Source organism: Streptomyces sp. NPDC029169 (assembly GCF_055563935.1).
Genome location: NZ_JBVHXA010000002.1, coordinates 395034 through 420205, shown reverse-complemented (window position 1 = coordinate 420205; position 25172 = coordinate 395034). Strand labels below are relative to the sequence as shown.

Here is a 25172-nt window from a genome sequence, read left to right as displayed (position 1 = left end):
GTCATGCGTATCGCTGTCACGGGATCCATCGCGACCGACCATCTGATGACCTTCCCCGGCTGGTTCAGCGAGCAGCTGCTCGCCGACCGGCTCGACCGGGTCTCCCTGTCGTTCCTCGCCGACAACCTGGAGGTCAGGCGTGGCGGAGTGGCAGCGAACATCGCCTTCGGACTCGGGGTCCTCGGACTGCGCCCGGTCCTCGTGGGCGCGGTCGGCGCCGACTTCGAGCCGTACCGGATCTGGCTGAAGGACCACGGTGTGGACACCGACTCGGTGCGCGTCAGCGCGTCGCTCCACACCGCCCGGTTCGTCTGTACCACCGACCGGGCGCAGAACCAGATCGCCACCTTCTACGCCGGAGCGATGGCCGAGGCCCGCGAGATCGATCTGCGGGAGGTCGTCGCCCGGTCCGGGCGTCTGGACCTGGTCCTGGTCTCGCCGGACGACCCCGAGGCCATGCTCCGGCACACCCGTACCTGCCGCGAGCTCGGGATCCCCTTCGCCGCCGACCCCTCGCAGCAGCTCGCGCGGCTCGGCCGGGACGAGGTGCGGGAGCTGGTGGACGGCGCGCGATGGCTGTTCTCCAACGAGTACGAAACGGCTCTCCTCGGCGAGAAGTCGGGCTGGCCGGAGGCGGAGATCCTGCGCCGCGTCGGCACCTGGGTCACCACCCACGGCGAGGCCGGCGTCCGCATCCGCGGCGAGGGCCGCGACACCCTGGCCGTGCCGGCCGTGGCGGTCCCCGGGGTCGTCGACCCGACCGGCGTCGGGGACGCCTTCCGCTCCGGGTTCCTCGCCGGGACGGCGTGGGGCGTGCAGGAGCGGTGCGCGGCGCAGCTGGGCTGCGCGGTCGCCGCCACCGTCCTCGACTACGTGGGGACGCAGGAGTACCGGCTGCACCGGGAGCCGCTCCTGGACCGGATCAGGACGACGTACGGCGTCGGCTGCACGGCCTCGCTCGTGACGCATCTGAGGGGGTTGTCATGAGCGCGCACACGAGTCGATCGCTGCGGGAGGAGTTCGCCACCCGGGTCGTCGTCGCCGACGGGGCGATGGGCACCATGCTCCAGGCCGCCGACCCGACGATGGACGACTTCCAGAACCTGGAGGGCTGCAACGAGATCCTCAACCTGACGCGGCCGGACATCGTCGCCTCCGTCCACGACGCCTACTTCTCCGTCGGCGTGGACTGCGTCGAGACCAACACCTTCGGCGCCAATCTCTCCGCGCTGGGGGAGTACGGCATCGAGAACCGCGTCTACGAGCTGTCCGAGGCCGGCGCCCGGATCGCCCGTATCACCGCCGACGCCCACTCGGCCCGTGACGGCAGGCCCCGCTGGGTCCTCGGCTCGATGGGACCCGGTACGAAGCTGCCGACCCTCGGCCACATCACGTACGAGCCGCTGCGCGACGCCTACCAGCAGAACGCCGAGGGGCTGCTCAGGGGCGGCGCCGACGCCCTGCTGATCGAGACCTCGCAGGACCTGCTCCAGACGAAGGCCGCCGTCGTCGGCGCCCGCCGGGCCCTGGACTGGTGCGGGCTCGACCTGCCGCTGATCGTGCAGGTCACGGTGGAGACGACGGGGACGATGCTGCTCGGCTCGGAGATCGGGGCGGCGCTCACCGCCCTGGAGCCGCTCGGCATCGACATGATCGGTCTTAACTGCGCGACCGGCCCGGCCGAGATGGCCGAGCACCTGCGCTATCTGTCGCGGCACGCCGGGATCCCGGTGTCCGTGATGCCCAACGCCGGTCTCCCGGTGCTCACTTCGGACGGCGCCCACTATCCGCTGTCCCCGGCCGAACTGGCCGACGCCCAGGAGCGGTTCGTACGGGAGTACGGGCCCGCGCTCGTCGGCGGCTGCTGCGGTACGACCCCGGAGCATCTGCGCGAGATCGTGGAACGCGTCCGGGGCGCGGCCGTGCCGGCCAGGACCCCGGTCGCCGAACCGGGCGCCTCCTCGCTCTACAGCCATGTGCCCTTCCGCCAGGACATCTCGTACATGGCGATCGGGGAGCGGACCAACGCCAACGGGTCGAAGAAGTTCCGCGAGGCGATGGTGGAGGGCCGCTGGGACGACTGCGTCGAGATGGCCCGCGACCAGATCCGCGAGGGCGCGCACATGCTGGACCTGTGCGTGGACTACGTCGGCCGTGACGGTGTGGCCGACATGCAGGAGCTGGCCGGGCGGTTCGCGACGGCCTCCACGCTGCCGATCGTCCTCGACTCGACGGAGCCGGCGGTCCTGCGCGCCGGTCTGGAGAAGCTCGGCGGCCGGGCGGTCGTCAACTCGGTCAACTACGAGGACGGCGACGGGCCCGAGTCCCGGTTCGCGCAGGTCACGGCGCTCGCGAAGGAGCACGGGGCCGCGCTGATGGCCCTCACGATCGACGAGGAGGGGCAGGCGCGGACGGTCGAGGCGAAGGTCGCGATCGCGGAGCGGATCATCGCCGACCTGACGGAGAAGTGGGGCATCAGGGAGTCGGACATCCTGATCGACTGCCTGACGTTCACCATCTGCACCGGACAGGAGGAGTCCCGGCGCGACGGCATCCACACCATCGAGGCGATCCGCGAGCTCAAGCGCCGCCACCCGGACGTCCAGACCACGCTGGGCCTGTCCAACATCTCCTTCGGCCTCAACCCGGCCGCGCGGATCGTGCTCAACTCGGTCTTCCTGGATGAGTGCGTGAAGGCGGGCCTGGACTCGGCGATCGTGCACGCCTCGAAGATCCTGCCGATCGCCCGCCTGGAACCGGAGCAGGTCGAGGTCGCGCTCGACCTGATCCACGACCGACGCAGGGAGGGGTACGACCCGCTCCAGCGCCTGCTGGAACTCTTCGAGGGCGCGACGGCGAAGTCCCTGAAGGCCGGGAAGGCCGAGGAGCTGCTCGCGCTGCCGCTGGAGGAGCGCCTGAAGCGGCGGATCGTGGACGGCGAGAAGAACGGCCTGGAGGCCGACCTCGATTCCGCCCTGGAGGAGCGGCCGGCCCTGGAGATCGTCAACGACGTCCTGCTGGACGGGATGAAGACGGTCGGCGAGCTGTTCGGCTCGGGGCAGATGCAGCTGCCGTTCGTGCTCCAGTCCGCCGAGGTGATGAAGACGGCGGTGGCGTACCTCGAACCGCACATGGAGAAGTCCGACGCGGACGGGAAGGGCACGATCGTCCTCGCGACCGTGCGGGGCGATGTGCACGACATCGGCAAGAACCTCGTGGACATCATCCTGTCCAACAACGGCTACAACGTGGTGAATCTGGGGATCAAGCAGCCGGTCTCCGCGATCCTGGACGCCGCCGAGGAGCACCGCGCCGACGTCATCGGCATGTCAGGACTCCTGGTCAAGTCCACGGTGATCATGAAGGAGAACCTGGAGGAGCTGAACGGCCGGGGTCTCGCCTCGAAGTTCCCCGTGATCCTGGGCGGCGCGGCCCTGACGCGTGCGTACGTCGAGCAGGACCTGCACGAGCTGTACGGAGGCGAGGTGCGGTACGCCCGGGATGCGTTCGAGGGCCTGCGGCTGATGGACGCGCTGATGGCGGTCAAGCGGGGTGTGCCCGGGGCCGTACTCCCGGAGCTGAAGCAGCGCCGGGTGGTCCAGCGGGCGGTTCCGGTACTCGAGGTACGGGAGCCCGAGCCGGCCGGCCGCTCCGACGTGGCCACCGACAACCCCGTACCCGAGCCGCCGTTCCTCGGCACCCGGGTCGTCAAGGGCATCCAGCTCAACGAGTACGCGTCCTGGCTCGACGAGAACGCCCTGTTCAAGGGCCAGTGGGGGCTCAAGGACGCCGGGACGATCGAGTCGGAGGGCCGGCGCGCGCTGCGCGGCTGGCTGGACCGGCTCCAGACCGGGCAACTCCTCGAAGCGGCCGTGGTGCACGGCTACTTCCCCTGTGTGTCCAAGGGCGACGACCTGATCGTCCTGGACGAGGACGGAGGCGAGCGGACCCGCTTCTCCTTCCCCCGCCAACAGCGGGGCCGCCGCCTCTGCCTGGCCGACTTCTTCCGCGCCGAGGACGCGGGGGAGGTGGACGTGATCGGGCTCCAGGTCGTCACGGTCGGCTCGCGGATCGGCGAGGAGACGGCACGGCTCTTCGCCGCCGACCGCTACCGCGACTACCTCGAACTGCATGGTCTGTCCGTGCAGTTGGCCGAGGCCCTGGCCGAGTACTGGCACGCCCGGGTGCGCGCGGAGTGGGGTATCGCCGGCGCCTCGGAGCCGACGGGCATCGAGGGGATGCTGCGCACCGAGTACCAGGGCTGCCGCTACTCCCTCGGCTACCCCGCCTGCCCCGACCTGGAGGACCGGGCGAAGATCGCCGAACTGCTGCGGCCGGAGCGGATCGGGGTCGAGCTGTCGGAGGAGTACCAGCTGCACCCGGAGCAGTCGACGGACGCGTTCGTCGTGCACCACCCCGAGGCGAGTTACTTCAACGCGGGCGGCCGGCGTTGACCCCCACCATTCTGAACACCATCCGAACTCAAGGAGCTTTGCAGATGCCCGACTTCACGGATTTCAAGGTCGCGGACATGTCGTTGGCGGAGTTCGGCCGGAAGGAGATCACGCTGGCCGAGCATGAGATGCCGGGCCTGATGTCGATCCGGCGGGAGTACGCGGCTGCTCGGCCGTTGGCGGGTGCGCGGATCACGGGTTCGCTGCACATGACGATCCAGACGGCGGTGCTGATCGAGACGCTGGTGGCGCTTGGTGCGCAGGTGCGGTGGGTGTCGTGCAACATCTACTCGACCCAGGACCACGCGGCGGCGGCGATCGCGGCGGCGGGGATTCCGGTGTTCGCGTGGAAGGGCGAGACGCTGGAGGAGTACTGGTGGTGCACGGAGCAGGCGCTGACCTGGCCTGACGCTGCCGGGCCCAACATGATCCTGGACGACGGCGGCGACGCCACCCTGCTCGTCCACAAGGGTGTGGAGTACCAGAAGGCGGGCGAGGTTCCCGACCCGTCGACGGCGGACAATGACGAACTGCGGGTCATTCTGGAGCTGTTGAAGAGCACGACGATCGACTGGACGGCCCTTGCGGCCGAGATCCGCGGCGTGACGGAGGAGACCACGACGGGTGTCCACCGCCTGTACGAGATGCACCAGGCGGGCTCGCTCCTGTTCCCCGCGATCAATGTGAACGACGCGGTGACGAAGTCGAAGTTCGACAACAAGTACGGCTGCCGGCACTCGCTGATCGACGGCATCAACCGCGCTACGGACGTCCTGATCGGCGGCAAGACGGCGGTCGTCTGCGGTTACGGCGATGTGGGCAAGGGCTGCGCGGAGTCGCTGCGCGGCCAGGGCGCCCGTGTCATCGTCACGGAGATCGACCCCATCTGCGCGCTCCAGGCGGCGATGGACGGCTACCAGGTCACCACCCTCGAGGACGTGGTGGAGACGGCCGACATCTTCATCACGACGACGGGCAACAAGGACATCATCATGGCGTCCGACATCGCCCGCATGAAGCACCAGGCGATCGTCGGCAACATCGGCCACTTCGACAACGAGATCGACATGGCAGGGCTCGCTCAGATCCCGGGGATCGTGAAGGACGAGGTGAAGCCGCAGGTCCATACTTGGACGTTCCCCGACGGCAAGGTCGTCATCGTCCTCTCGGAGGGCCGACTGCTGAACCTGGGCAACGCGACCGGTCACCCGTCCTTCGTGATGTCGAACTCGTTCGCGGACCAGACCCTGGCCCAGATCGAGCTGTTCACCAAGCCGGAGCAGTACCCGACCGACGTGTACGTCCTCCCCAAGCACCTGGACGAGAAGGTCGCCCGTCTCCACCTCGCCGCCCTCGGCGTCAAGCTCACCGAGCTGCGCCCCGAGCAGGCGTCGTACATCGGCGTCCCGGTGGAGGGTCCGTACAAGCCCGACCACTACCGCTACTGATGCCGTACACACGTGATCCGTGGCTCCCCGACCGTCTGCTGCGGACGGAACGGGACGCGCTGATGCCCCTGCTGCGGCGCACCCCCGAGGCTTCGTTCGAGCTGCGCACCGCCTGTCCGGGCTGGACGGCCCGGCAGGTGCTCGCGCACTGCGCGGCGGCCCTCGTGAGGATCGTCGAGGGCCGCCTGGAGGAGGGCGTCTTCCTGCCGGAGGCCAACGCGGCCGACGTCGCCGAGCGGGAGTCCTGGCCGCTCGGCCGCATCCTCGACGAGCTGGAGCGCGGCTTCACCGAGGCCGGCCCGGTGATCGCGGCGACGGAAGACGGCACGCTGGACGCGGTGGCGCTGGGGGAGTGGGTCCACGCCGGAGACGTACGGGAGGCCTTCGGCGAACCCGGCGCCTACGGCGGGGCGAGCCTGGAGCTCGCCCTCCCCCTCCTGTCGGTCACGAGCCGCCGCCGCGAGACCCCGGCGCTCGTCGCCGTCCTGGCGGACCGCCCCGGGCCCGTCTCCCTCGGCAACGAGATCGCCGGCCGCCCGCCGGCCCGCTTCCACGGCGACGCGCCGACGCTGATCCGCGTCTACGCGGGCCGCCCGCTGGTGCGTACCCGCTACGAGCTGACGGGCGCGACCGAACAGGAACTCCTCATCTACCGCTGAGAGCCTTCCCACGTTGTGGGCATTCGTTCCGCTGGGGCGGAACGGGTGGGCACAACGGACGGCGCCCTGGCGGGCGCGTCCGCTCCAAGGGCCTGGCGCCCACGGGGCCGGCGCGGGCGAGGCGGCCTTGCCGTCGGGGGCGGGGCCCAGGGCCGGTGCCCAGCCCGGCCCGTTCACCTCGGCCCCGCCCCCGCCCCCGCCCCCGCCCTCGCCCCCGTCCCGCCCCGCGGGCCCGCAGATCGAAGGGACCTCCATGCCCACGCTCGACCGGCTCCTGCACGCCCAGGCGGCGCAGCGGCCTGACGACACCGCGGTCGTCTTCGGCGACGACACCCTCACCTTCCGCGAACTCCACGAGGGCGCCACCGTCCTCGGCGCGTACCTGCGTGCGCTCGGGGTGTCGGAGGACGACCGCGTGGGCGTCCACGTCGAACCCTCCCTGGAGCTGGTGACCGGCGCCTGGGGTGTCGTCTGCTCCGGCGGCGCCTACGTCCCGCTCTCCCCGGAGTACCCCGAAGAGCGCCTGCGCTACATGATCGAGGACAGCGGCGCCCGGATCGTCCTCACCCAGGAGCACTTCCGTGCCCGCGTCGCCCAGCTCGCCCCGCCCGGCACCACCGTCGTCACCCTCGACGACGCCGTCCAGCACGCCTGGCGCACGGCGCGGGACGAACCACGTCCGGGGAGCCGGGAGTTGTCGCCGGGCCGGCTCGCGTACGTCATCTACACCTCCGGCTCCACGGGCAAGCCCAAGGGCGTCATGGTCGAGCACCGTTCCCTCTCCTCGCAGCTGCGCTGGATGGCCGCCGAGCACGGGCTCGGCCCCGGTGCCGTGGTGCTCCAGAAGACCCCGATGAGCTTCGACGCCGCCCAGTGGGAGATCCTCGCCCCCGGCGTCGGGGCCCGGGTCGCCGTGGGTCCGCCCGGGGTGTACCGCGACCCGGAGGGGCTGATCGATGCCGTCCGTACGCACGGGGTGACCCTGCTCCAGTGCGTGCCGACCCTGCTCCAGGCCCTGCTCGACACCGAGCGGTTCGCGTCCTGCACCAGCCTTCGGCGCGTCTTCTCGGGCGGTGAGATCCTCTCCCGTAACCTCGCCGTCCAGCTCCTCGCCGAGCTGCCGGACGCGGTCGAGCTGGTCAATCTCTACGGCCCGACCGAGTGCACGATCAACGCCTCCTCGCACACGGTCGACCGCGCGACCGTCGCCGAAGGGCCGGCCGCGATACCCATCGGCCGGCCCGCCCACGACACCACGTTCCGCATACGCGACGGCGAGCTGTGCATCGGCGGGGTCCAGGTGGCGCGGGGGTACCTGGACCGGCCCGAGCTGACGGCGGAACGATTCATCACCACCGAGGACGGCGAGCGCCTCTACCGCACCGGCGATCTCGCCCACTGGAACGAGGACGGCACGGTCCAGTTCGACGGCCGCGCGGACCACCAGATCAAACTGCGCGGCTTCCGCGTCGAGCTGGACGAGATCGCCCTCGCCATCGAGGACCACGACTGGGTGAAGAGCGCCGCGGTCATCGTCAAGAACGAGCCCCGCACCGGCTTCCAGAACCTCGTCGCCTGCGTCGAGCTCTTCCCCAAGGAGGCCGCGCTGATGGACCAGGGCAATCACGGCGCCCACCACCAGTCCAAGGAGAGCAAGCTCCAGGTCAAGGCCCAGCTGTCCAACGCCGGCACCCGCGATGCCGCCGACCTGGCGGGCCTCCCGGTGGTCGAACTGCCCGGCCGCACCCCCGACCCGGCCGTGCGCCGCGCGGTCTTCGCCCGCAAGACCTACCGCTTCTACGAGGGCGGCGAGGTCACCGCCGCCGACGTCCTCGCGGCTCTCGCCCGCCGCCCCGAGGGCATCGGCTCGCGGGCCGTGGGCACGCTCACCGCCGCCGACCTCGGCGACATCCTGCGCTGGTTCGGCCAGTTCACGAGCGAGGAGCGGCTGCTCCCCAAGTACGGCTACGCCTCGCCCGGCGCGCTCTACGCGACCCAGCTGTACGTGGAGGTGCGCGGGATCGCGGGCCTGGAGCCGGGGACGTACTACTACCACCCGGTTCACCACCGGCTGCATCTGACCGAGCCCGCGGCCGTCGAGGACGGGGAACCCTTCCTCCGCGTCGGCTTCCTCGGCAAGACGTCGGCCATCGAGCCGGTCTACCGGAACAACATCCGCGAGGTCCTGGAGATCGAGACGGGCCACATGGTCGGCCTCTTCGAGGAGATCCTGCCGCGGTACGGCCTGGACATCAGGCCGCTCGCCGACGGGGACGGCTTCGAGATCGTCCCGTACGACGCGCAGGGCCGGACGGAGCCGGAGGTGGACGTCTACGTGCAGGCGCACGGGGACCGGGTGACCGGCCTCGCGGCGGGCCAGTACCGGTACGAGGACGGCGCGCTCTCCCCGGTCTCCCCCTCCCTCGTCGAGAAGAAGCACGTCATCGCCATCAACCAGGCGGTCTACGAGCGAGCGAGCTTCGGCATCACCGTCGTCGCCCGGACGTCCGAGCCCTGGCTCTCGTACATCGACCTCGGACGCGCCCTCCAGCGTCTCCAACTGGGCGGCCACGGCCTGGGGTTCATGTCCTCGGGCTATAGCTCCATGTCCGGGAACCCGCTGCCGGCCGCCCGCCGGATGGACGAGATCCTCGGTGCGGCGGGGCTGCCGACGGGTCCTTCGTACTTCTTCGTCGGCGGCAGGGTCAGCGAGGAGCAGCGGCGCAGCGAGGGCATGTACGAGGACACGGTCCACATGAAGGGCCCGGCGGAGATGATCCGCGACGACCTCGCCCGTCAACTGCCCGACTACATGCTCCCGAACCGGGTCGTGGTCCTGGACCGGCTGCCGCTCTCCGCCAACGGCAAGGTCGACGCCAAGGCGCTCGGCGAGCTGGCCGTGGTCAACGCGGGTCTGCACGGCCGGCCGCACGTGCTGCCCCGCACCCGGACCGAGTCCCGGCTCGCGGAGATCTGGGCGGCGGCGCTGAAGTACGAGGAGGTCGAGGCCGTCTCCGTCCTGGACGACTTCTTCGAGTCCGGCGGCAACTCGCTCATCGCCGTCGCGCTCATCAGCAGGATCAACCGGGCGTTCGACGCCTCGCTTCCGCTGCAGATCCTCTTCGAGTGCCCGACGATCGAGAAGCTCGCCCACCGCGTGGACGGGGCGGCGGCGGCCCCGGCGTCCCGGCTCGTCCGGCTGCACGCGGAGGGCGCCCAGTCGCCCGTCTACTGCTGGCCGGGGCTCGGCGGCTACACCATGAACCTGCGCTTCCTCGCCGAGGAGACCGGCATCGACCGGCCCTTCTACGGGGTGCAGGCGTACGGGATCAACCGGGGGGAGGCGCCGTACGCCACGATCCGGGAGATGGCGGCGGCCGATGTCGCGGCGATCCGGCGCCGGCAGCCGTCCGGTCCGTACACGCTCTGGGGGTACTCCTTCGGCGCGCGCGTCGCCTTCGAGTCGGCGCACCTGCTGGAGGCGGCGGGGGAGCAGGTGGAGCACCTGTTCCTGATCGCGCCGGGCTCGCCGAAGGTGCGGTCCTCATCGGCGGCGGGGGGTGCCTCGTACGCGAATCCCGGGTTCGTGACGATCCTGTACTCCGTCTTCGCGGGCGCGCTGGAGGAGGTGCCCGGGGTCACGGACCGCGCGTCGTTCGTCGCGTACGTCGCGGCTCGTTTCCCGGCCCTGGACCCGGAGTTGATCGGGCGGATCACGGCGATCGTGGAGGAGACCTTCGAGTTCACGTATACCTTCCGGGAGCTGATGGAGCGACAGGTCGGCTGCCCGGTGACGATCTTCAAGGCGCGGGGTGACGACTACTCCTTCCTGGAGGAGACCGAGGGCTGGTCGGCCCGTCCGCCGACGGTGGTGGAGCTGGACGCGGACCATTACAGCCTGTTGCGGCAGCCGGATCTGCGGGAGCTGGTGAAGAAGATCAGGTACCGGCTGGGGCGGTAGTCCGGATGGCTGTGGTCGTGGTGCGGTGCTCCTTACCCGGTGCTCGACTGATGAGTGCCGCATCCCCCCACACAGCAGAGAGCGGGTACCACCATGGCGGTCATCGTCGTCTCCGAAATGCCGGGCGTCACGCGGGAGCAGTACGAGCAGAGCTACCGGGAGATCCATTCCGCCCCGTGGTGGCAGGCCCCCGGCTTCATCTCCCACGCGGGGGGGGGCCGGCGGACAACGGCTGGCTGGTGGTGGACACCTGGGAGTCGGCGGAGGCGTACCAGAAGTTCGTGGAGAGGGCGATGCCCATCTTCCAGGCGGCCGGATTCCCCCGGCCCGAGCCGAAGATTTATGAGGCGGTGCATGCGGATACGCGCTGACGCGCGGGGACGCGGGCGGATGCGGGCGGATGCGGGCGGATGCGTGCTGGCACGCGCCGGCACGCGCTGACGCGCGGAAAACGCGTTGCCGGGCGGGGCGGCGAGGGCCACGCTTCGGCGCATGACTTCCGATTCCCATCCCCATCCCGTACCGAGCCCGGTGGCGGACCTGTTCTCCGCCGATGGCCGCCTGAAGGCGATCCCGCGCAAGGCCCCGCGGCGCGCCCAGCTCCTCGCCCACCTCGCCGAGACCCTCTTCGAGCCGGCCCGTTCCTACAGTGAGCGTGAGGTCAACGAGGCTCTGCTCACCGTCCACGAGGACTTCCCGGCCCTGCGCCGCTACCTCGTGACCGGCAGCCACCTCTCCCGTACGAAGGACGGCGCCAGCTACCGCCGACAGCAGCAGCCCGGCTCCCCCGGAGGCGCGATCCCGTCCGTCGCGTGAGCGGCGGCGCGGTGGTGGCCGGCCTGCTGGCCGGCTACGGCATCGCGATCCCGGTCGGCGCGGTCGGCGCCTACCTGGTGGCGGTCACGGCGCGCACGACCTGGCGTACGGGAGCGGGCGCGGCCCTCGGCGTCGCGACGGCGGACGGGGTGTACGCCCTGGTGGCCGTCCTCGGCGGCTCGGCGCTCGTCCCGCTCCTCGCCCCGGTGATGACCCCGCTGCGGTGGCTCTCGGCGGTGGTCCTGGTGGGGCTTGCGGTGCGTGCGGCCTGGACGGCGGTACGGGCGTACAGGGCACGGACCGGGGCGACCCGCGCCGACGGCGCCGAGAGCCGCCCCCTCACGCCGCTGCGGGCGTACGTCACGTTCCTGGGCATCACGATCCTGAACCCCATGACCGTGATCTACTTCGCGGCCCTGATCCTCACGACGGGCCCCACGGGCCCGGCGACGCCCCTCGACCGTACGGCCTTCGTGCTCGCCGCCCTGGCCGCCTCCGCCAGCTGGCAGCTCTTCCTGGCCTCCGGCGGCGCGCTTCTGGGCCGGGGCCTCACGGGCCCGCGGGGGCGGCTGGCGACGGCGCTGGTGTCGAGCGCGCTCATCGTGGGCCTGGCGGTCCACCTCGTGAAAGGATAGTCGCAATATCCTGTAGGCGGGGGGAGTTGGGCATGGCGGGGGCTGTGGGGCAGCTGGTCGGCGGGCGTTACCGGCTGGTCGAAGCGGTCGGGCGCGGAGGGATGGGGCGCGTGTGGCGCGCCCATGACGAGGTGCTCGACCGCGAGGTGGCGGTCAAGGAGGTGCTCTCCGAGGCCGTACCGCCCGAGCTGCGCGCCGAGTTGATCGCCCGTACCCAGCGCGAGGCGCGGACCGCCGCCCGGCTTCGGCACCCGGGCATCGTGACGGTGCACGACGTGACGGAGTTCGAGGGCGCCCCCTGGATCGTCATGGAGTTCGCCGACGGACCCTCGCTGGGCGCGCTCCTCTCCCGCGAGGGCCGCCTCGGCTGGGAGCGGGCCGCCGCGCTCGCCGCCGGCATGGCGGACGCCCTCGCACACGCGCACGCGGCCGGGGTCGTCCACCGGGACCTCAAGCCGGACAACGTCCTGCTGGCCGGCGGCCGCCCCGTCCTCACGGACTTCGGCATCGCCCGACTCCTGGACGCCACGCAGCAGTTGACCCGTACGAACACGATCATCGGCACCCCGCAGTACATGCCCCCGGAGCAGCTGGAGGGCAAGCCGGTGGAGGCCGCGGCGGACATGTGGGCGCTGGGCGCGACGCTGTACGCGGCGCTGGAGGGCCGCCCGCCCTTCGACGGCCCATCGCTGACCGCGATCATCGTCTCCGTCCTCACCCAGCCGTTCCCCGCGCCCCAGCATGCGGGCCCGCTGGCGGAGCTGCTCGGGGCGCTGATGTCCAAGGACCCGGGCGACCGGCCGGACGCGCGGACGGTGGCGGAGCGGCTGCGGTCGCTGTCGGCGGGCTACACGCCCACGGTGGCGGTGTCGGGCCCGGTCGCGGGGCCGAGTACGGGGTCGGCGCCGGTCGCGGACGACTCGCGTGCGGGGTGGGCGAGCGCTCCGACGTCGTCGGCCCCGGAAGCGGTGGCGTCTCCGGCTCCCGGACCGAGCCGCCGGAAGGCCCTGGGCTGGGGTATCGCCGGACTGGTCACGGCGGCGGCGGGCATCGCCGCCCCCTCCCTCTGGCTCGCCACGAAGGGCGACGACGAAAAACCTCCCCGGAAGCATGTCAGCCTCCAGGGGCACGGGAGGCCGGTCGAGAGCCTGGCCTTCAGCCCGGACGGCAAGACGCTCGCGGCGGGAGCGGAGGACGGCACCATCCGCGTCTGGGACGTCGCCACGGGCACCTCCGTGGCCATGCTCGCCGCCCCCAAGTACAACGCGAGAGCGCTGGCGTTCAGTCCGGACGGCAGGACCCTCGCCTCATCAGGCGGCAGCCCCGAGATCAGACTCTGGGACGTCACGACGTACAGCCCCATCGCCACGCTGGACCACCCGGACAAGGGGGCCTCCTCCCTCACCAGGCTGGCCTTCAGCGCGGACGGTTCGACGCTGGCGTCCGCGGGCGAGAAGACCACCAAGGTCTGGCTCTGGGATATGCAGACCCGCCTCGTCAGGGCGACGCTCGACGGATACGGGCTGGGGGTGACCGCGATGGCGCTCAGCGCGGACGCGAAGACCCTCGCGGTCGGCAGCTACGACCAGCGCCTCACCCTGACCGACGTCCCGCTCGGTACCGCCCCGGTCGAACTCGAGGACCCTCAACCGGCGGCCAAGGGCCCTGTGCACGCGGTGGAGTTCAGCCCCGACGGCCGGAAGCTCGCCGTCGCGAGGCAGTCGTCGTTCGAGATGTGGACCCTCGCGACCCGCACGTACGACACGATCGCGGGCGACACCCGCCCCGACCACCTCGCGTTCGCCCCGGACGGCAAGACGCTGCTGAGCGGCGGCCGGGACAACAAGGCGTACCTGTGGGACGCTGCGAGCCTCGCCCAGAAAGAGACCGTCCACGGCCACGGTGACGTGGTGTGGGCCGTGGCCTTCAGCCCCGACGGAAAGGCCGTCGCCTCGGCGAGCAAGGACCTGGTCTTCCTGAGCGAGCTCGGCTAACCGGGCACGTCGGGCTGGAACCCCGCGCGACGGCCATGTGCGTGTCTACGGCGTGCCAGATGTGGAACCCGATGTTCCGTCCCGCATGCTGACGCCATGAACGGTGACGGCCCGGGTGACGGGCTTCAGGTCTCGGCGCGTGGGTGGCTGTCCCTGCAGTTGGCCGTACTGGGGTTCGTGGGGCTGTGCGGCGCGCTGAAGAGCGGGAGTGGAACGGCGGCCCCGAGGGGTGTGGAGGCGGTGGCGGGCATCCTCGTGCTGCTCGCCCTGGCGGTCGCCTGTCTGTCGACGTACCTGGTGGCGCGGACCGCCTGGCCGCTGCTCGGGGCCTCGGACCCGGGCGGTGACGCGGGCGCCGCCCGGCGGCTACGGGTCGGCATCGGGCTCACCTTCGTCGCCGTGGCCCTGACGGCCGCCGCCACCTCGGCGGCCTGGTGGCCGGAGCGGGACCGGCCGGCGGAGTCCACGGATGCGGTGGGACTCGTCGAGGTCACGACCTCGGCGGGCACGTGGTGCGGAACGCTCCGGCCAGGCGGCGAAGGCGCGGTCCGGTTGCGTGTGTCGGGGCAGTCCGTGGACGTCCCTCTCGCGGGCGTCCTCCGTGTGACCCCAGTGCCGGTGTGCCGCTGACGGCGGGACAGCAAGCGGAGCCCGCCTCATGAGTCCGGCAGGAGGAGCCAGACCTCGGAGAAGGCGAGGCCGTGCTCGTGGGTCACCACCCCACACGGGCAGCCCAGCGAGATCAGGCGCCAGTCGCAGGTCACCGTCCACGGACCGGCCGTTCCTCCGCACCTCGCGCAGCCGACGGTCTCGGCCGTCCACACCCCGGGGGCGGGCCTGCCGTGACGACGGAACCGGCCCGTGTACGTGACCTGCCAGGGCACGGCCGCGGGCGTGAGCGGGACGGTCCCGGGCGGGGTGGGCGCGGCCACGGCGGTGAACAGCGTGATCAGACCGGGGAGCAGGGCCTCGCCCGCGTCGGTCGGCGGTACCCCCTCCGATGCGTAGCGCGGGGCTGCCGCCGCGGCGGGCGGGTTCGGGTGGGCGTGCCAGGGCAGGAGGGCGCGGGCGACGGCGGCCAGGAGAGCGACGGTGGGCGGGCTGACGGCGCCCGCGTCGAGGTGGTGCAGGGTGGTGCGCAGGATGCGCTGGAGCCGTCGGTCCCGGTCCGTGGCCCGCTCGGTCGGGAGCGGGGCGGTGAGGCGGGCCAGGACGGCCGCCGCCGCCTCGGCGTCCGACGCGGCGGGACGCCACTCCCCGGCGGCCAGGAGCTGCCGGGCCCGCGCGGCTTCTCGGGTGAGGGCGCGCGTCGGCAGCGGATGGGTCATGGCGTTCCCGTCTCCCCTCTCCCGCGGACGGTCACCAGGGCCGCCGTCGCCAGCACCGCGACCGCGCCGGCCGCCATGACACCCCTGCGGGAGCGCCAGGACATGACCGACCAGCAGGACTGGGCGGACAGCAGGGACCCGGCGCTCAGCCAGGAACCGACGGACGCCACGGAGACGGCGGAGCCGATCGACCCGACGGAGAGCACGGACCCGACGGACCCGATGGAGAGCACGGACCCCACGGACCCGATCGACAGCACGGAGTCCCGCGACCAGAGGGAGAGCTTGGACATGCCCCGATCGTAGGGTCCGCGGAGCCTTGGGGCCCTGCGGCCGGAGCGGCGCGCGCGTCGGTTCATCACAGGTGTGACCAGATGGCATAGGGGACATTCGGGTGGAGAACAGGGCGTACCGCAACTGATCCCGGCCTCGCCGCACTCCTTCTCCCCAGTGGCACGACAACTGAGGAGGCACTCATGACCGGGCTGCAGACCTTCCCCATGACCCCGACGGGGCGGACGGAGTTCGACACCTACCGCTTCCGCGGGATCGTCATCGACGACCTGGACCAGGACGACGTCCTGGCGGCCGGCGACTACCCGCTGCCGCCGCCGGCGGCCGGCAGCCGGCTGCCCATGCCGCTGGAGCCGGCGGACCGCCGCCGCCTGGAGCTGCACGCCGCTCTCACCACGGCCGGTATCGCGCCGCTGCCGGGTGACCTCGACGCCATTGAGGCGCTGTGCGCGCTGGACGACAGCACCCACATCGCGCTCCAGCGGTGGATCAGGCGCGCCGCCTGATCCACCGGCCCGGGGGGGGGGGGGGGGGGGGGGGGGGGGGGGGGGGGGGGGGGGGGGGGGGGGGGGGGGGGGGGGGGGGGGGGGGGGGGGGGGGGGGGGGTGAGGGGGGAAAAAACAAACCACGGGCTGCCGGGGGGGGGGGACCCCCCCCCCCCCCCCCCCCCCCGGCCCGGCCCGGCACCCGCCCCGGGTGCCGGGCCGTACTCGGTACGGGGGCGGCCGTAGGGGTTACGGGGCCTGGCCGCTGGTGCGGCGTACTGCACGGCCTTGGAGGTCTGCCGCGATGCAGTCCGGGGTCAAAGGGGCCTGTTCGTACTGTCGACCGAGCTCTACATGGAACTCGGACGCGTGGAGGACCCCAAGCAGCGCCAGGACGTGACCTCCGTGATGGAAGAGCTCACCGGGTACGCCGCCCTCCGGCCGCCCAGTGCAGTGCTGGAGCGGGAGATCGATGCTGCGCTCACGTCGCTGTTCGGCCCGTCCGCCGTGGCCCCGGCTCCGATGAGCCTGGTGGAGATCGGCTTCGGCCACGCGCTCGGCATGCCCGGAAAGCTGTCGGTCCGCAGCCCCCGGGGTGATGCCACCGCCGAGCTGGAAGAGCGGATCGGCACTACGGAGTTCCGCGCTCTGATGTCCATGCTCCAGGGGGAGGCCGAACGCCCAGTGCTGGCTGGCCCCGACGATGACGAAGCAGCCAAACTGGTGGCACAGGGATACGACCTGAAGTCTCTGGAGGCCCGGCAGGAACAGCGAGCGGAATTCGAACGCGAGCTACAGAGATGGCTCAAGGCGAACGCCGACCGGTTCAAGCGGCAATCCGAACTTCGCAAGCTCATCGCGGGTCGCGAGCTCATCGTCGGGTTCTTCGACCTGATGGTCGCGCAGTTGGCCATTAGGGGCCTCGCCCCCCGATGCTGTCGACAAGGACATCGCCACATTGCTGTGCATCCGGGCCTTGAGTCAGCTCGCAGACGCGTTGGCTCAACCGCGCATCCCTCACAGGCGGTCGGGGTGCGAGTGAATCCGGCAGTCTGCTCCTACTGGTCCTGTTCCTCTGCCGGGGTCGGCTTCCTGTGCCGTCCCCGTCCCTTGCCGAGTGCGGGGCGGTCCCACTGGACGAACACCCGTCCAACACCATGCATTACCAGGGGATTTGACATGCCCTTTACTTGGGATGAACTCGGAAATGACGGGATATCACGGCCATCACCGGACTGGAGGGAGGGATACGGTCGCAGCCCGCGACCGCCGCCGAAACGGGTGCGGCCCCGGAGGGGAGTCCTCCGGGGCCGCACTTTTCAGGCGGGTCCGGTCATGGCCGGATCGCTCGCGCGATCAGCCGATGGCCCAGCCGAAGCCGCCGCCCGACGCCGGGAGGCCGTTCTGGCCGGGCTGGAGAGCGGTGACCGTGCCGACCGTGCCGGTGCGGCCGCCGGTGGAATTGCTCCAGGGCAGGTCGTACACGGCGCCGTACGGAGTGGTGTTGGGCACGCCGATGTAGAGCCGGGAGGCCGTGGCGCCGAGGTAGTTGCCGATGGCGTGGCCGGCGGTCGGGGTGCCGCCCAGGCCGGAGGCGTTGCCGGCCTCGATCCAGTAGTCGGTGTCCCCGGGGGCACCGAACGGGTAGAAGGTCTGGACCGAGCCCGCGTCGGCGACGGTGCCGACGTCCTCACCAGGGATGCCGACCGCGAGGACGAGGGTGCTCGCGGTGCTGGGATCGTGCGGCGCCAGGTTGGCGAGGGCGACCTTCTGGCCGAACTTGTCGCCGGCCTCGGCCGAGCCCTGCACGTTCACGACCTCGGCGTTGAAGTTGGCGGCCTGGGTGACCGCACCGGCCTCGGTGACCCGGAAGGTCTGGACGGCGCCGGCCTGGCTGACGGTGCTGGTGCCGACCGTCAGGGCCTCACCCGGGGAGCCCACCGCGAAGACGGTGTCGGTCGAGGCGGCCGTAGCGGAGGGGGCGTACGCGACAGCCGCCACGGACGCGCCGAACTGGTCGCCCGCCTCGGCCGCGCCGGACACGAAGTCGTCGTCCTGGCTGATGCCCTGGATCGGGGTCGGGATGCCGTCGGCGTTCAGGTCGTGCTTGAGGATCTGCACACCGCCCGCGTTGGCCAGGGTGCCGATCGCCTCGCCCGGTGCGCCCACCACGATGTGATTGGCGGATGCCGCGACGGCGGAGCCGAACTTGTCACCCGCCTCGGCGGTGCCGCCCATGCCCGGCTTGTCCTGGTGGATGGCGACGTTGGTGCTGCCGCGCAGGTAGTGGGCGCTGCCCGCGTCGGAGACGGTGCCCAGGTCCTCGCCGGGCACGCCGATCACCAGGTACGGCTCACCGCCGTTGGTGCGGCCCGCGGCCACGGAGGCGCCGAAGCGGTCGCCGGCCTCGGGGGCGGAGTTCAGGATCGAGCCTGCGCCGGTGCCCTGGACGAGGTTGAGCGGGGCCTTGCCGGTGGACAGGCCGCCGGTGGCGCCGTAGAAGATCTGGGCGGAACCGGCGTCGGTGTTCGTGCCGACGTCCTCGGCCGGGACGCCCACCAGGAGGTCGGTGCAGCCGTCCTGGTCGTAGTCGAAGGTGGCGAGGGTCTCGCCGAACCAGTCGCTCGGCTCGGCGCCCTCGGAGATGGCGGCGAGGTCCTGGTTGATCTCGGCGGTGCCCTTGCCGCCGCCGTAGACCACGCGGACGACACCGGCGTTGGCGTCGCCGCCCACGGTCGTCTTCGGTGCGCCGACGGCGGTGTCCTCCACGGCGTCGCAGTTGAAGTCCGTGATCTGCGGCGCCCGCGCCAGGTCGAGCCGGATACGCGGAGTGGTGCCGGTCGAGTACGAGACGGGCTTGCCGGTGGTCTCCAGGAGCGTCTCCAGCTCGGCGACGCTCGCCCGCGGGTACACCTGCTTCAGCACCGCGAAGGCGCCCGCCACGTGCGGGGCGGCCATCGACGTGCCCTGGTAGTTGGCGTAGGCGCCGCCGGGAACCGAGGAGACGACGCTGCTGCCGGGCGCGAACACGTCAAGCAGCGGGCCCCGGTTGGTGAAGGAGGAGAGCGCGTCGGTGTCGCTGGTGCTGCCCACCGTGATGGCCGAGGAGATGCAGCCGGGGGCGCCCACCGCGTTCTCGTACGCGTCGTTGCCGGCGGAGATCACCGTGGCGACGCCGGCGGCGCGCAGGTTGTCGATGACCAGCTTGCGGGAGTCGGTGTCGCAGTGCGTCGTGTGCTGGCTGCCGCCCAGGCTCATGTTGGCCGCCACGACCGGCGTCCCGGCCTGACGCAGCTGCAGCACCTTCTCCAGGCCCGCGAGCTGGTCGCTGCTGTACGTGCGCACACACGGCGCCTTGCCGACGCCGCAGGACGCCTCGGTGGTGAACTTGCTGAACACCTGGATGGCGATGATGTCGGCGCCGGGCGCGACACCGGCCTTGGGCGCGCCGGTCAGGCCCTGCCCGTTACCCGCGGCGATTCCGGCGACGTGCGTGCCGTGGTTGCACAGGCCGCTCGTCGCGCAGGGGCCGCTCTCCGCGTCGGCCGAGCCCGGCCCCTCCTGCGTCTCGGTGCCGTTGGGGCAGAGGCTGACGACGCCGTTGGCGGAGTCGTTGGTCGAGAAGCAGGCCTCGGCGATCACCCGGTTGCCGAGGAAGGGGTGCTTGACGGCGACACCCGTGTCGAGAATGGCCACGGCGTTGCCGGTGCCGGTCTGGCCCGCGGCGGCGGTCTTGTCCGCGCCGATGACCGGAACGCTCGAATCCAGGGTGGGAGGTACGGCCACGTCCTCGGTGACGCTCACGACACCGGGCTGGGCGGCCAGCTCCTCCAGACCGGCCTTGTCCACGCGCAGCGTGGTCACGGGCACCGCGGACAGAGTCTGGAGGGCCTTGCCCGTCGTGCCGGCACGGGCGGCGGCGGGCAGGTCCGCACGGCTCCTGGTGACGACGTTGACGCGGACCGTGCCGCCGTCTGCGACCCGGTCCTCGAGGGCGGGGTCGATGGGGTCGGCTGCCGTGGGGGGAGCCGTGGGGGGCGCTGTTTCGGCGCTCACCGCAGCGGCGTGGGCGGGTATCGCGCCGAGAGTCACGGCCGTCACCGCCGTGACGACCGCGGACCAAATAGGTCGTTTCATTTCACTCCATCTGCAAGCGGGCACAGGGGATTGCCCGCATGGATCACGCGTGGGGGGTGCGCCACCGTATCGAACACCCTGACGAGGGCGGCAGTTGCCCCCTGCAGCCACCGTCGAACTCCGGCGCCGCTTCCCCGGTCTTGGCATGGACGTGGCCGCCGCCCTCCCTTGAGGCCCTGAACGAAGGAGGTCCAGGCGGCGGCGGGGAGGAGGACGGGGCCGTGCCCTCGCTCGGCGTCGATCCGCTCGCACTCGCGGGGCGGTCGGTGCGGCCGCCGTTGGTCGCGCTCGGCAACAGCACTGCGGCGACCGCACGCCAACTGGTCGACGTCCTGCGGAAGGCGGCGGACGGGTGATCCTGCCGTTCACCGTGGAGGTGCCGGCGCTCCCCAAGAGGTGGCGGAGGTGCGGAGGATGGTCCAGGGGGACGATCTCCGGCTCACTGTCAGCGAGTTGCTGACGAACGTCATCCTGCACGTGGGGGAGGGGACCCCGGTCACCGTACGGGTCGTGGCGGCACCGGGCAGGCGGACGCGGGTCGCGGTGACCGATCCGGATCCCCCACGGGCAACACGGTGTTCCGATTCCTCCCGCGTAACTCGCCTGATCAGGCGGGGAGCGCGATCCCGGCCACCGTCACGCCCTCGGCGGGGGTGGGGGTGCCGAAGCCGAGGATGGCCTTGAAGGTGAGGGTCACCGAGGTGGCGGCAGGGGCGGTCTGTTCGCGGAAGCGGATCACGCCCGCGAAGGAGCCGCGCGCGGGCGCGGTGCCCGGCCATACGGTCTCTCCGGCGGCATCGGAGGGGGTGTAGGTGTGGTCCAGGTCGTCCACGGCCTGGGCGTTGCCTCCGGTGACGGGGAGGGTGCGGGTTTCGGGGGCCTTGTTGTCGACCCGTACGTACAGCAGAAGATAGTCGTCCCAGGTCTTCTCGGCCCGGCTCACGGTCACCGTGATGTCGCCACGGGAGCCGCGCCATCTTCCGGTGGTGGCACGGTCGGTGGTCGTCGGCGGCAGGCTCGGAGAGGGTGGGGCCGAGGTGGGGCGGGGGCGGGTGCCGTCGCCGCCGTCGCCCTTGTCTCCTCCTTCCGGCATGCCCAAGATGATGCCGATGACGGTCGCGACGACGGCCACGATGACACCGGTCCCGGCCCAGCCCGGGTGGCTGAGGAACTTCATCACCCGGTTCGGGGGCCGGCCGGACGGTGTGGGCTGGTTCATCGTCCATCGCTTACAGGGTCCGGGTGGCTCCGTGCCTGCGACTCGGCCGCGCGATCACCCAATGGCCGGAAAACGGGTCGATCTCGGATCGTACGGCCGACATCGTGGCCCACCCCGATGGACAACGAACAGACGTGCTGGAGCGTCGCACGTCACACCGCCACCGCTCTCGCCGGTCTCGGCGCCCTCGCGCTGATCGGCCGTCAGAGGGGCTGTGCCGTGCTCCGGGCGGGTGCTTCTCGCGGGTGTCCTGGTGAATTCGCGTGACCTGGTCCGGGGGAGCCCGGGGGCGGCGGACGCGCGGTGTCACAGTCGGCTGGCGTGAGACACAGGCCGCCGGGACCCAGCCGCGGTGGCCGGGCCACCCCCCAAGGAGCGGGATGAGTAGAACCAGAGAGGCGACCGCATGCTGACCACCCCAGGTCGACGGCGTGCCCTCACCTTCGTGGGCAGCATTCTCCTCGTACTGCAGACACTCGTGTTCGCCGGGTCGTCGCCCGCGTGGGCGGGCGACGACCAGCAGATCGCCACCACCGGCTTCGAGCCGCACAACGCCACAGCCAATCCCCGAAGGCCCTCACAGGTCGCCGTGATGCGGGGATGCACCGTCTTCATCGACAACAACTACGGCCAGAACGGCTTCCCCATCACGCGGACGACGACGGCCGCCACCTGCTTCGGTGACCCGTCCCTCGCCTTCGACTCACAGGGGCGTCTGTTCGTCACCCATCTGTCGCAGGACTTCAACTCCACCCCCAACCGCTTCGGCGTAGGAGTGGCCCGGATCAACGACCTGACGACGACCGGGAACCAGACGTACACCCCCGTCCAGGTGAGCGCGAACAGCCCGAACAACCAGGACAAGCAGTGGCTGGTGGCCGACGCCAACCCCACCAGCCCCTACCGGGACAACCTCTACATCGTCTGGTCGGACCTCGGCAACCCGTTCCAGATCCAGTTCTCCCGCTCCGTCAACGCCGGCGCGAACTGGTCCGCCCCGACCACCCTCTCCGTGGCCGCGGACGACGACAGCTGGCCCTCCCACGCGGCCGTCGCCCAGAACGGCGACCTCTACGTCGCCTACCACGCCGACATCTGCGACGAGGGGACCGACGGGGCGCCGGGCCAGGGCTCCGTACAGGTGCTCCGTGACGGCTCCGGCGGGGCCGACTTCGCCGCCGGCACCGTCCCGCAGCGGACCGCGGCGTTCGGGGTTGGACAGGCGACCGTCACCTGCAACGTGCAGGACGGCGCCAATGACGTACCGGGCACCGACTTCTGGCTCCAGGGTTCGATGCAGCCGTGGGTGCTGCCCGACCCGGCCCGGCCCGGCAACGTCTACGTCGTCGCCAACGACGACCCCAACGACAACTTCGGGAACGGCGACGACGGTGACGTACGCATCGCCCGCTCCACCGACAACGGCGTCTCCTTCGGGACGCCCACCCGGGTCGACCACGGGCCGGGGCAGACCCTCGCCGTGATGCCCACTGCGCACATCGACCAGGACGGGAACATCGTCACCCACTGGTACGACAACCGCGGCGGACAGCGGAACGGGAACAACAACTTCCTGCTCGAGCTCTACGGCACCGCGAGCCGGGACGGCGGACAGACCTGGTCGCAGGACTTCAGGATCAGCGACGCCCCCTTCGACCCCGACCTCAACGCCCCCTGCCGCTTCAACTGTGGCGACCCGCTCGCCACGCCGACCACGCGCATCGGCGAGTACAACGGCGTGTGGACCGTCGACGGGATCGGCTACGCCTCCTGGACCGGCAACCAGACCCCGCCGACCGGCGGAAACACGGCCGCGGGCAACCAGACCACCTACTTCGACACGCTCTCGGTGCTCGGGGCCTTCCCCGACGAGTACGAGCCGAACGAGTCCATCGACGCCGCTGTGGCCGCCGGACTCGGCTCGGACGACCGGTTCAACAAGCGCCGGCTCACCCTGCACACCGCGACCGACGTCGACTTCTTCCGCGTCCAGCCCCGCCACACCGGTCACCTGACCGCCGAGATCGCCTTCAACGAGGAGATCTCCGGGCTCCAGGTCCGCGCGTACGACAAGTTCCGCCGCCCGGTCGCCGCCGGGACCCTCGCGACCACCAGGCCGGGCAGCTCGACCCGTAGGCTCGCGATCCCGGTCGTCAAGGACGAGCCGTACTTCATCGTGGTCAGCGACGCCGGCGTCAACGACCCGACCCTGCCGGGCGACGCCTCGCCGACCGACCCGCCGCAAGCCGCCTACGACCTCGCCATCGCCAACCGCGAGGCCCCCGAGCCCTTCGGTCTCGACCTCAGGCGGGACTCCGACTCGGGCCGGTTCGACAACGACGACGTCACCAACGTCGTCGGCCCGAACCTCCTCCTCCGCGTCGACGACTCCGAGCTGCGGGCAGCCGGCATCCCCTTGTCCCCGCCGAACCCCACCGCCACCCTCGTGGACGACCTCCCCGGCTTCAAGGTGGCCGTGGAGCGCGAAGGACAGCGGGTCGGCTTCGCCACGCCGGTGAACCCGGTCACCAAGCCCGGCATGTACGAGATCGACCTGGACCCCGTCCTTCAGGAGGGGGAGAACCTGATCACCGCGGAGGTGATCATCGTCGACCCGTCCGATGACCCGGCCGCCGGCCTCTCACACGTCACCGGTTCCGGCAAGGAGAGCGCACACCGTCTGGCGGTCACGCTGGACACGACCGCGCCGGCCGCCCCGGCCACCGCCCCCGACCTGCTGGCGTCGAGCGACACGGGCGGCAACGACATCGACAACATCACCACGACCACCACACCCGCCTTCAAGGGCTCGGGCGTCGAGCCCAACACACTGGTGCGGCTCCTCGCGGACACGGACGTGGTCGGCAAGGACACCGTCACCTCCGGCGGTGAGTACGAGGTGGTCAGCGACCCGCTCGACGACGGTGTATACGACTTCGCCGTGCGCCTCGAGGACCTCGCGGGCAATGTGAGCGGGCTGTCGCCGGCCCTTCCGGTGACCATCGCCAACCAGTCGCTCACCCTGACCGGCGCCACCGCGGACCTGCTGGTCGACGTCGGCCAGGAGAGGGTGACCGGCTACCCCGGCATCCCGGGCGGCTTCGTCGGCATCCGGGGCATCCCCGTGGTGAACCTCGATGCGGCGGGCAACGGCGCGGCCGTCCAGGGCGGGGCGGGTGACGAGTCGTTGACGTTCGCTCCGACGAGCACCGACGCCGGACGCCTCACCCGGACGAACTCCGCACAGGTGATCAACTTCACCGCCGTGTCCGGTCCTCTTGCGATCGATCTGGACGGTGGCGACGACGAGGTCACCCTCGTCGGCACCACCGGCGCCGACTCGATCTTCGGCACCGTGGACCTCCTGACCCTGCTCGGAGTACAGGACCTGCTCGGCCTGGAGATCAACACCGCTGAGACCGAGCGGATCGGCGTCGACGCGCGGGCCGGCCAGGACGTCGTGGACATCACCGCCATGGACACGGTCAGCGCCCTGCTGTCCGTCAACGGAGGTCAGCCGTCCCCGGCCGCGCCCCCGCAGGGTGACCAGCTGATCGTCCGCGGCGGCTCGCCCCAGGACCAGTTGCAGAACGTGCCCGGCGGTCCGAACACCGGAGCGGGTTCGGCGTACATCCGCTATCCGCAGACGACCGGTGCGCAGACCCGCATCGACTACACGGAGACGGAGCGTGTGACGCTCGACAACTAGCGCTCGCACCGCGAGTGGTCGAGTGACGAGTGA

Annotated in this window: 16 protein-coding genes; 12 read left to right on the top strand and 4 right to left on the bottom strand. The window is 71.4% G+C overall.

The annotated features are described in order from the left end of the window. The first annotated feature begins 3 nt into the window (after positions 1-3). From ACZ4VI_RS05690 to ACZ4VI_RS05650, 9 genes are all read left to right on the top strand, one after another. Positions 4-987, top strand: coding sequence for a carbohydrate kinase family protein (locus ACZ4VI_RS05690; RefSeq protein ID WP_467996921.1), 984 nt, complete (start codon positions 4-6; stop codon positions 985-987). Further along, positions 984-4454 (top strand): methionine synthase, encoded by a 3471-nt coding sequence (gene metH / locus ACZ4VI_RS05685; RefSeq protein WP_467996919.1) that lies wholly within the window; start codon positions 984-986, stop codon positions 4452-4454. Before ACZ4VI_RS05690 ends, metH begins: the two co-directional genes overlap by 4 nt. Before the next feature lie 44 nt (positions 4455-4498). Continuing rightward, a complete protein-coding gene (ahcY, locus tag ACZ4VI_RS05680) occupies positions 4499-5902 on the top strand; it encodes an adenosylhomocysteinase (protein ID WP_467996917.1) in 1404 nt (467 codons plus the stop codon). Next, complete coding sequence (locus ACZ4VI_RS05675; protein ID WP_467996915.1) at positions 5902-6561, top strand: maleylpyruvate isomerase family mycothiol-dependent enzyme; 660 nt, start codon at positions 5902-5904, stop codon at positions 6559-6561. The genes ahcY and ACZ4VI_RS05675 overlap by 1 nt, the downstream gene beginning before the upstream one ends. Positions 6562-6814: 253 nt before the next feature. Beyond that, positions 6815-10522 carry a non-ribosomal peptide synthetase family protein gene (locus tag ACZ4VI_RS05670; protein WP_467996913.1) on the top strand — a complete coding sequence of 1236 codons (3708 nt, stop codon included), beginning with the start codon at positions 6815-6817 and terminating at the stop codon, positions 10520-10522. A gap of 492 nt (positions 10523-11014) precedes the next feature. Then, entirely contained in the window at positions 11015-11338 is a 324-nt protein-coding gene (locus tag ACZ4VI_RS05665; protein WP_467996911.1) for a DUF2087 domain-containing protein, read from the top strand. Next, positions 11335-11973 carry a LysE/ArgO family amino acid transporter gene (locus tag ACZ4VI_RS05660; RefSeq protein ID WP_467996909.1) on the top strand — a complete coding sequence of 213 codons (639 nt, stop codon included), beginning with the start codon at positions 11335-11337 and terminating at the stop codon, positions 11971-11973. Before ACZ4VI_RS05665 ends, ACZ4VI_RS05660 begins: the two co-directional genes overlap by 4 nt. A gap of 32 nt (positions 11974-12005) precedes the next feature. After that, positions 12006-13967 (top strand): WD40 repeat domain-containing serine/threonine protein kinase, encoded by a 1962-nt coding sequence (locus ACZ4VI_RS05655; RefSeq protein WP_467996908.1) that lies wholly within the window; start codon positions 12006-12008, stop codon positions 13965-13967. A 96-nt stretch (positions 13968-14063) separates the two neighbouring features. Further along, positions 14064-14597 (top strand): hypothetical protein, encoded by a 534-nt coding sequence (locus ACZ4VI_RS05650; RefSeq protein WP_467996907.1) that lies wholly within the window; start codon positions 14064-14066, stop codon positions 14595-14597. Positions 14598-14623: 26 nt separating this feature from the next. On the opposite strand, the gene ACZ4VI_RS05645 is transcribed toward ACZ4VI_RS05650, so the two are convergent. Both ACZ4VI_RS05645 and ACZ4VI_RS05640 read right to left on the bottom strand, forming a co-directional pair. Beyond that, on the bottom strand, positions 14624-15295 hold the full coding sequence (locus ACZ4VI_RS05645; protein WP_467996905.1) for a hypothetical protein: 672 nt from the start codon (positions 15293-15295) through the stop codon (positions 14624-14626). Then, positions 15292-15588 carry a hypothetical protein gene (locus ACZ4VI_RS05640; RefSeq protein WP_467996904.1) on the bottom strand — a complete coding sequence of 99 codons (297 nt, stop codon included), beginning with the start codon at positions 15586-15588 and terminating at the stop codon, positions 15292-15294. The genes ACZ4VI_RS05645 and ACZ4VI_RS05640 overlap by 4 nt, the downstream gene beginning before the upstream one ends. Before the next feature lie 183 nt (positions 15589-15771). Between ACZ4VI_RS05640 and ACZ4VI_RS05635 the strand changes: the two genes are divergently transcribed. Then, complete coding sequence (locus ACZ4VI_RS05635; RefSeq protein WP_467996902.1) at positions 15772-16095, top strand: hypothetical protein; 324 nt, start codon at positions 15772-15774, stop codon at positions 16093-16095. 1335 nt (positions 16096-17430) lie between these two features. Here ACZ4VI_RS05635 and ACZ4VI_RS05630 read toward each other — a convergent pair. Then, positions 17431-20211, bottom strand: a complete 2781-nt coding sequence (locus ACZ4VI_RS05630; RefSeq protein WP_467996901.1) for a S8 family peptidase — start codon at positions 20209-20211, stop codon at positions 17431-17433. A gap of 221 nt (positions 20212-20432) precedes the next feature. Here ACZ4VI_RS05630 and ACZ4VI_RS05625 point away from each other — a divergent pair, with 221 nt between their 5' ends. Next, a complete protein-coding gene (locus ACZ4VI_RS05625; RefSeq protein WP_467996899.1) occupies positions 20433-20567 on the top strand; it encodes a hypothetical protein in 135 nt (44 codons plus the stop codon). Between the two features lie 251 nt (positions 20568-20818). Here the strand turns inward: ACZ4VI_RS05625 and ACZ4VI_RS05620 are convergent, their stop codons facing one another. Next, positions 20819-21430 carry a hypothetical protein gene (locus ACZ4VI_RS05620; RefSeq protein ID WP_467996898.1) on the bottom strand — a complete coding sequence of 204 codons (612 nt, stop codon included), beginning with the start codon at positions 21428-21430 and terminating at the stop codon, positions 20819-20821. Between the two features lie 445 nt (positions 21431-21875). On the opposite strand from ACZ4VI_RS05620, the gene ACZ4VI_RS05615 reads away from it, so the two are divergent. After that, a complete protein-coding gene (locus ACZ4VI_RS05615; protein ID WP_467996896.1) occupies positions 21876-25139 on the top strand; it encodes an Ig-like domain-containing protein in 3264 nt (1087 codons plus the stop codon). The last annotated feature ends 33 nt before the right edge of the window (positions 25140-25172 follow it).

Bases quoted from the DNA above. Each gene is read 5' to 3' on its own strand.
- ACZ4VI_RS05690 (WP_467996921.1), top strand. From the start codon at position 4: ATGCGTATCGCTGTCACGGGATCCATCGCGACCGACCATCTGATGACC.
- metH (WP_467996919.1), top strand. From the start codon at position 984: ATGAGCGCGCACACGAGTCGATCGCTGCGGGAGGAGTTCGCCACCCGG.
- ahcY (WP_467996917.1), top strand. From the start codon at position 4,499: ATGCCCGACTTCACGGATTTCAAGGTCGCGGACATGTCGTTGGCGGAG.
- ACZ4VI_RS05650 (WP_467996907.1), top strand. From the start codon at position 14,064: ATGAACGGTGACGGCCCGGGTGACGGGCTTCAGGTCTCGGCGCGTGGG.
- ACZ4VI_RS05635 (WP_467996902.1), top strand. From the start codon at position 15,772: ATGACCGGGCTGCAGACCTTCCCCATGACCCCGACGGGGCGGACGGAG.
- ACZ4VI_RS05645 (WP_467996905.1), bottom strand. From the start codon at position 15,295: ATGACCCATCCGCTGCCGACGCGCGCCCTCACCCGAGAAGCCGCGCGG.
- ACZ4VI_RS05630 (WP_467996901.1), bottom strand. From the start codon at position 20,211: ATGAAACGACCTATTTGGTCCGCGGTCGTCACGGCGGTGACGGCCGTG.
- ACZ4VI_RS05675 (WP_467996915.1), top strand. From the start codon at position 5,902: ATGCCGTACACACGTGATCCGTGGCTCCCCGACCGTCTGCTGCGGACG.
- ACZ4VI_RS05620 (WP_467996898.1), bottom strand. From the start codon at position 21,430: ATGAACCAGCCCACACCGTCCGGCCGGCCCCCGAACCGGGTGATGAAG.
- ACZ4VI_RS05655 (WP_467996908.1), top strand. From the start codon at position 12,006: ATGGCGGGGGCTGTGGGGCAGCTGGTCGGCGGGCGTTACCGGCTGGTC.
- ACZ4VI_RS05670 (WP_467996913.1), top strand. From the start codon at position 6,815: ATGCCCACGCTCGACCGGCTCCTGCACGCCCAGGCGGCGCAGCGGCCT.
- ACZ4VI_RS05640 (WP_467996904.1), bottom strand. From the start codon at position 15,588: ATGTCCAAGCTCTCCCTCTGGTCGCGGGACTCCGTGCTGTCGATCGGG.
- ACZ4VI_RS05665 (WP_467996911.1), top strand. From the start codon at position 11,015: ATGACTTCCGATTCCCATCCCCATCCCGTACCGAGCCCGGTGGCGGAC.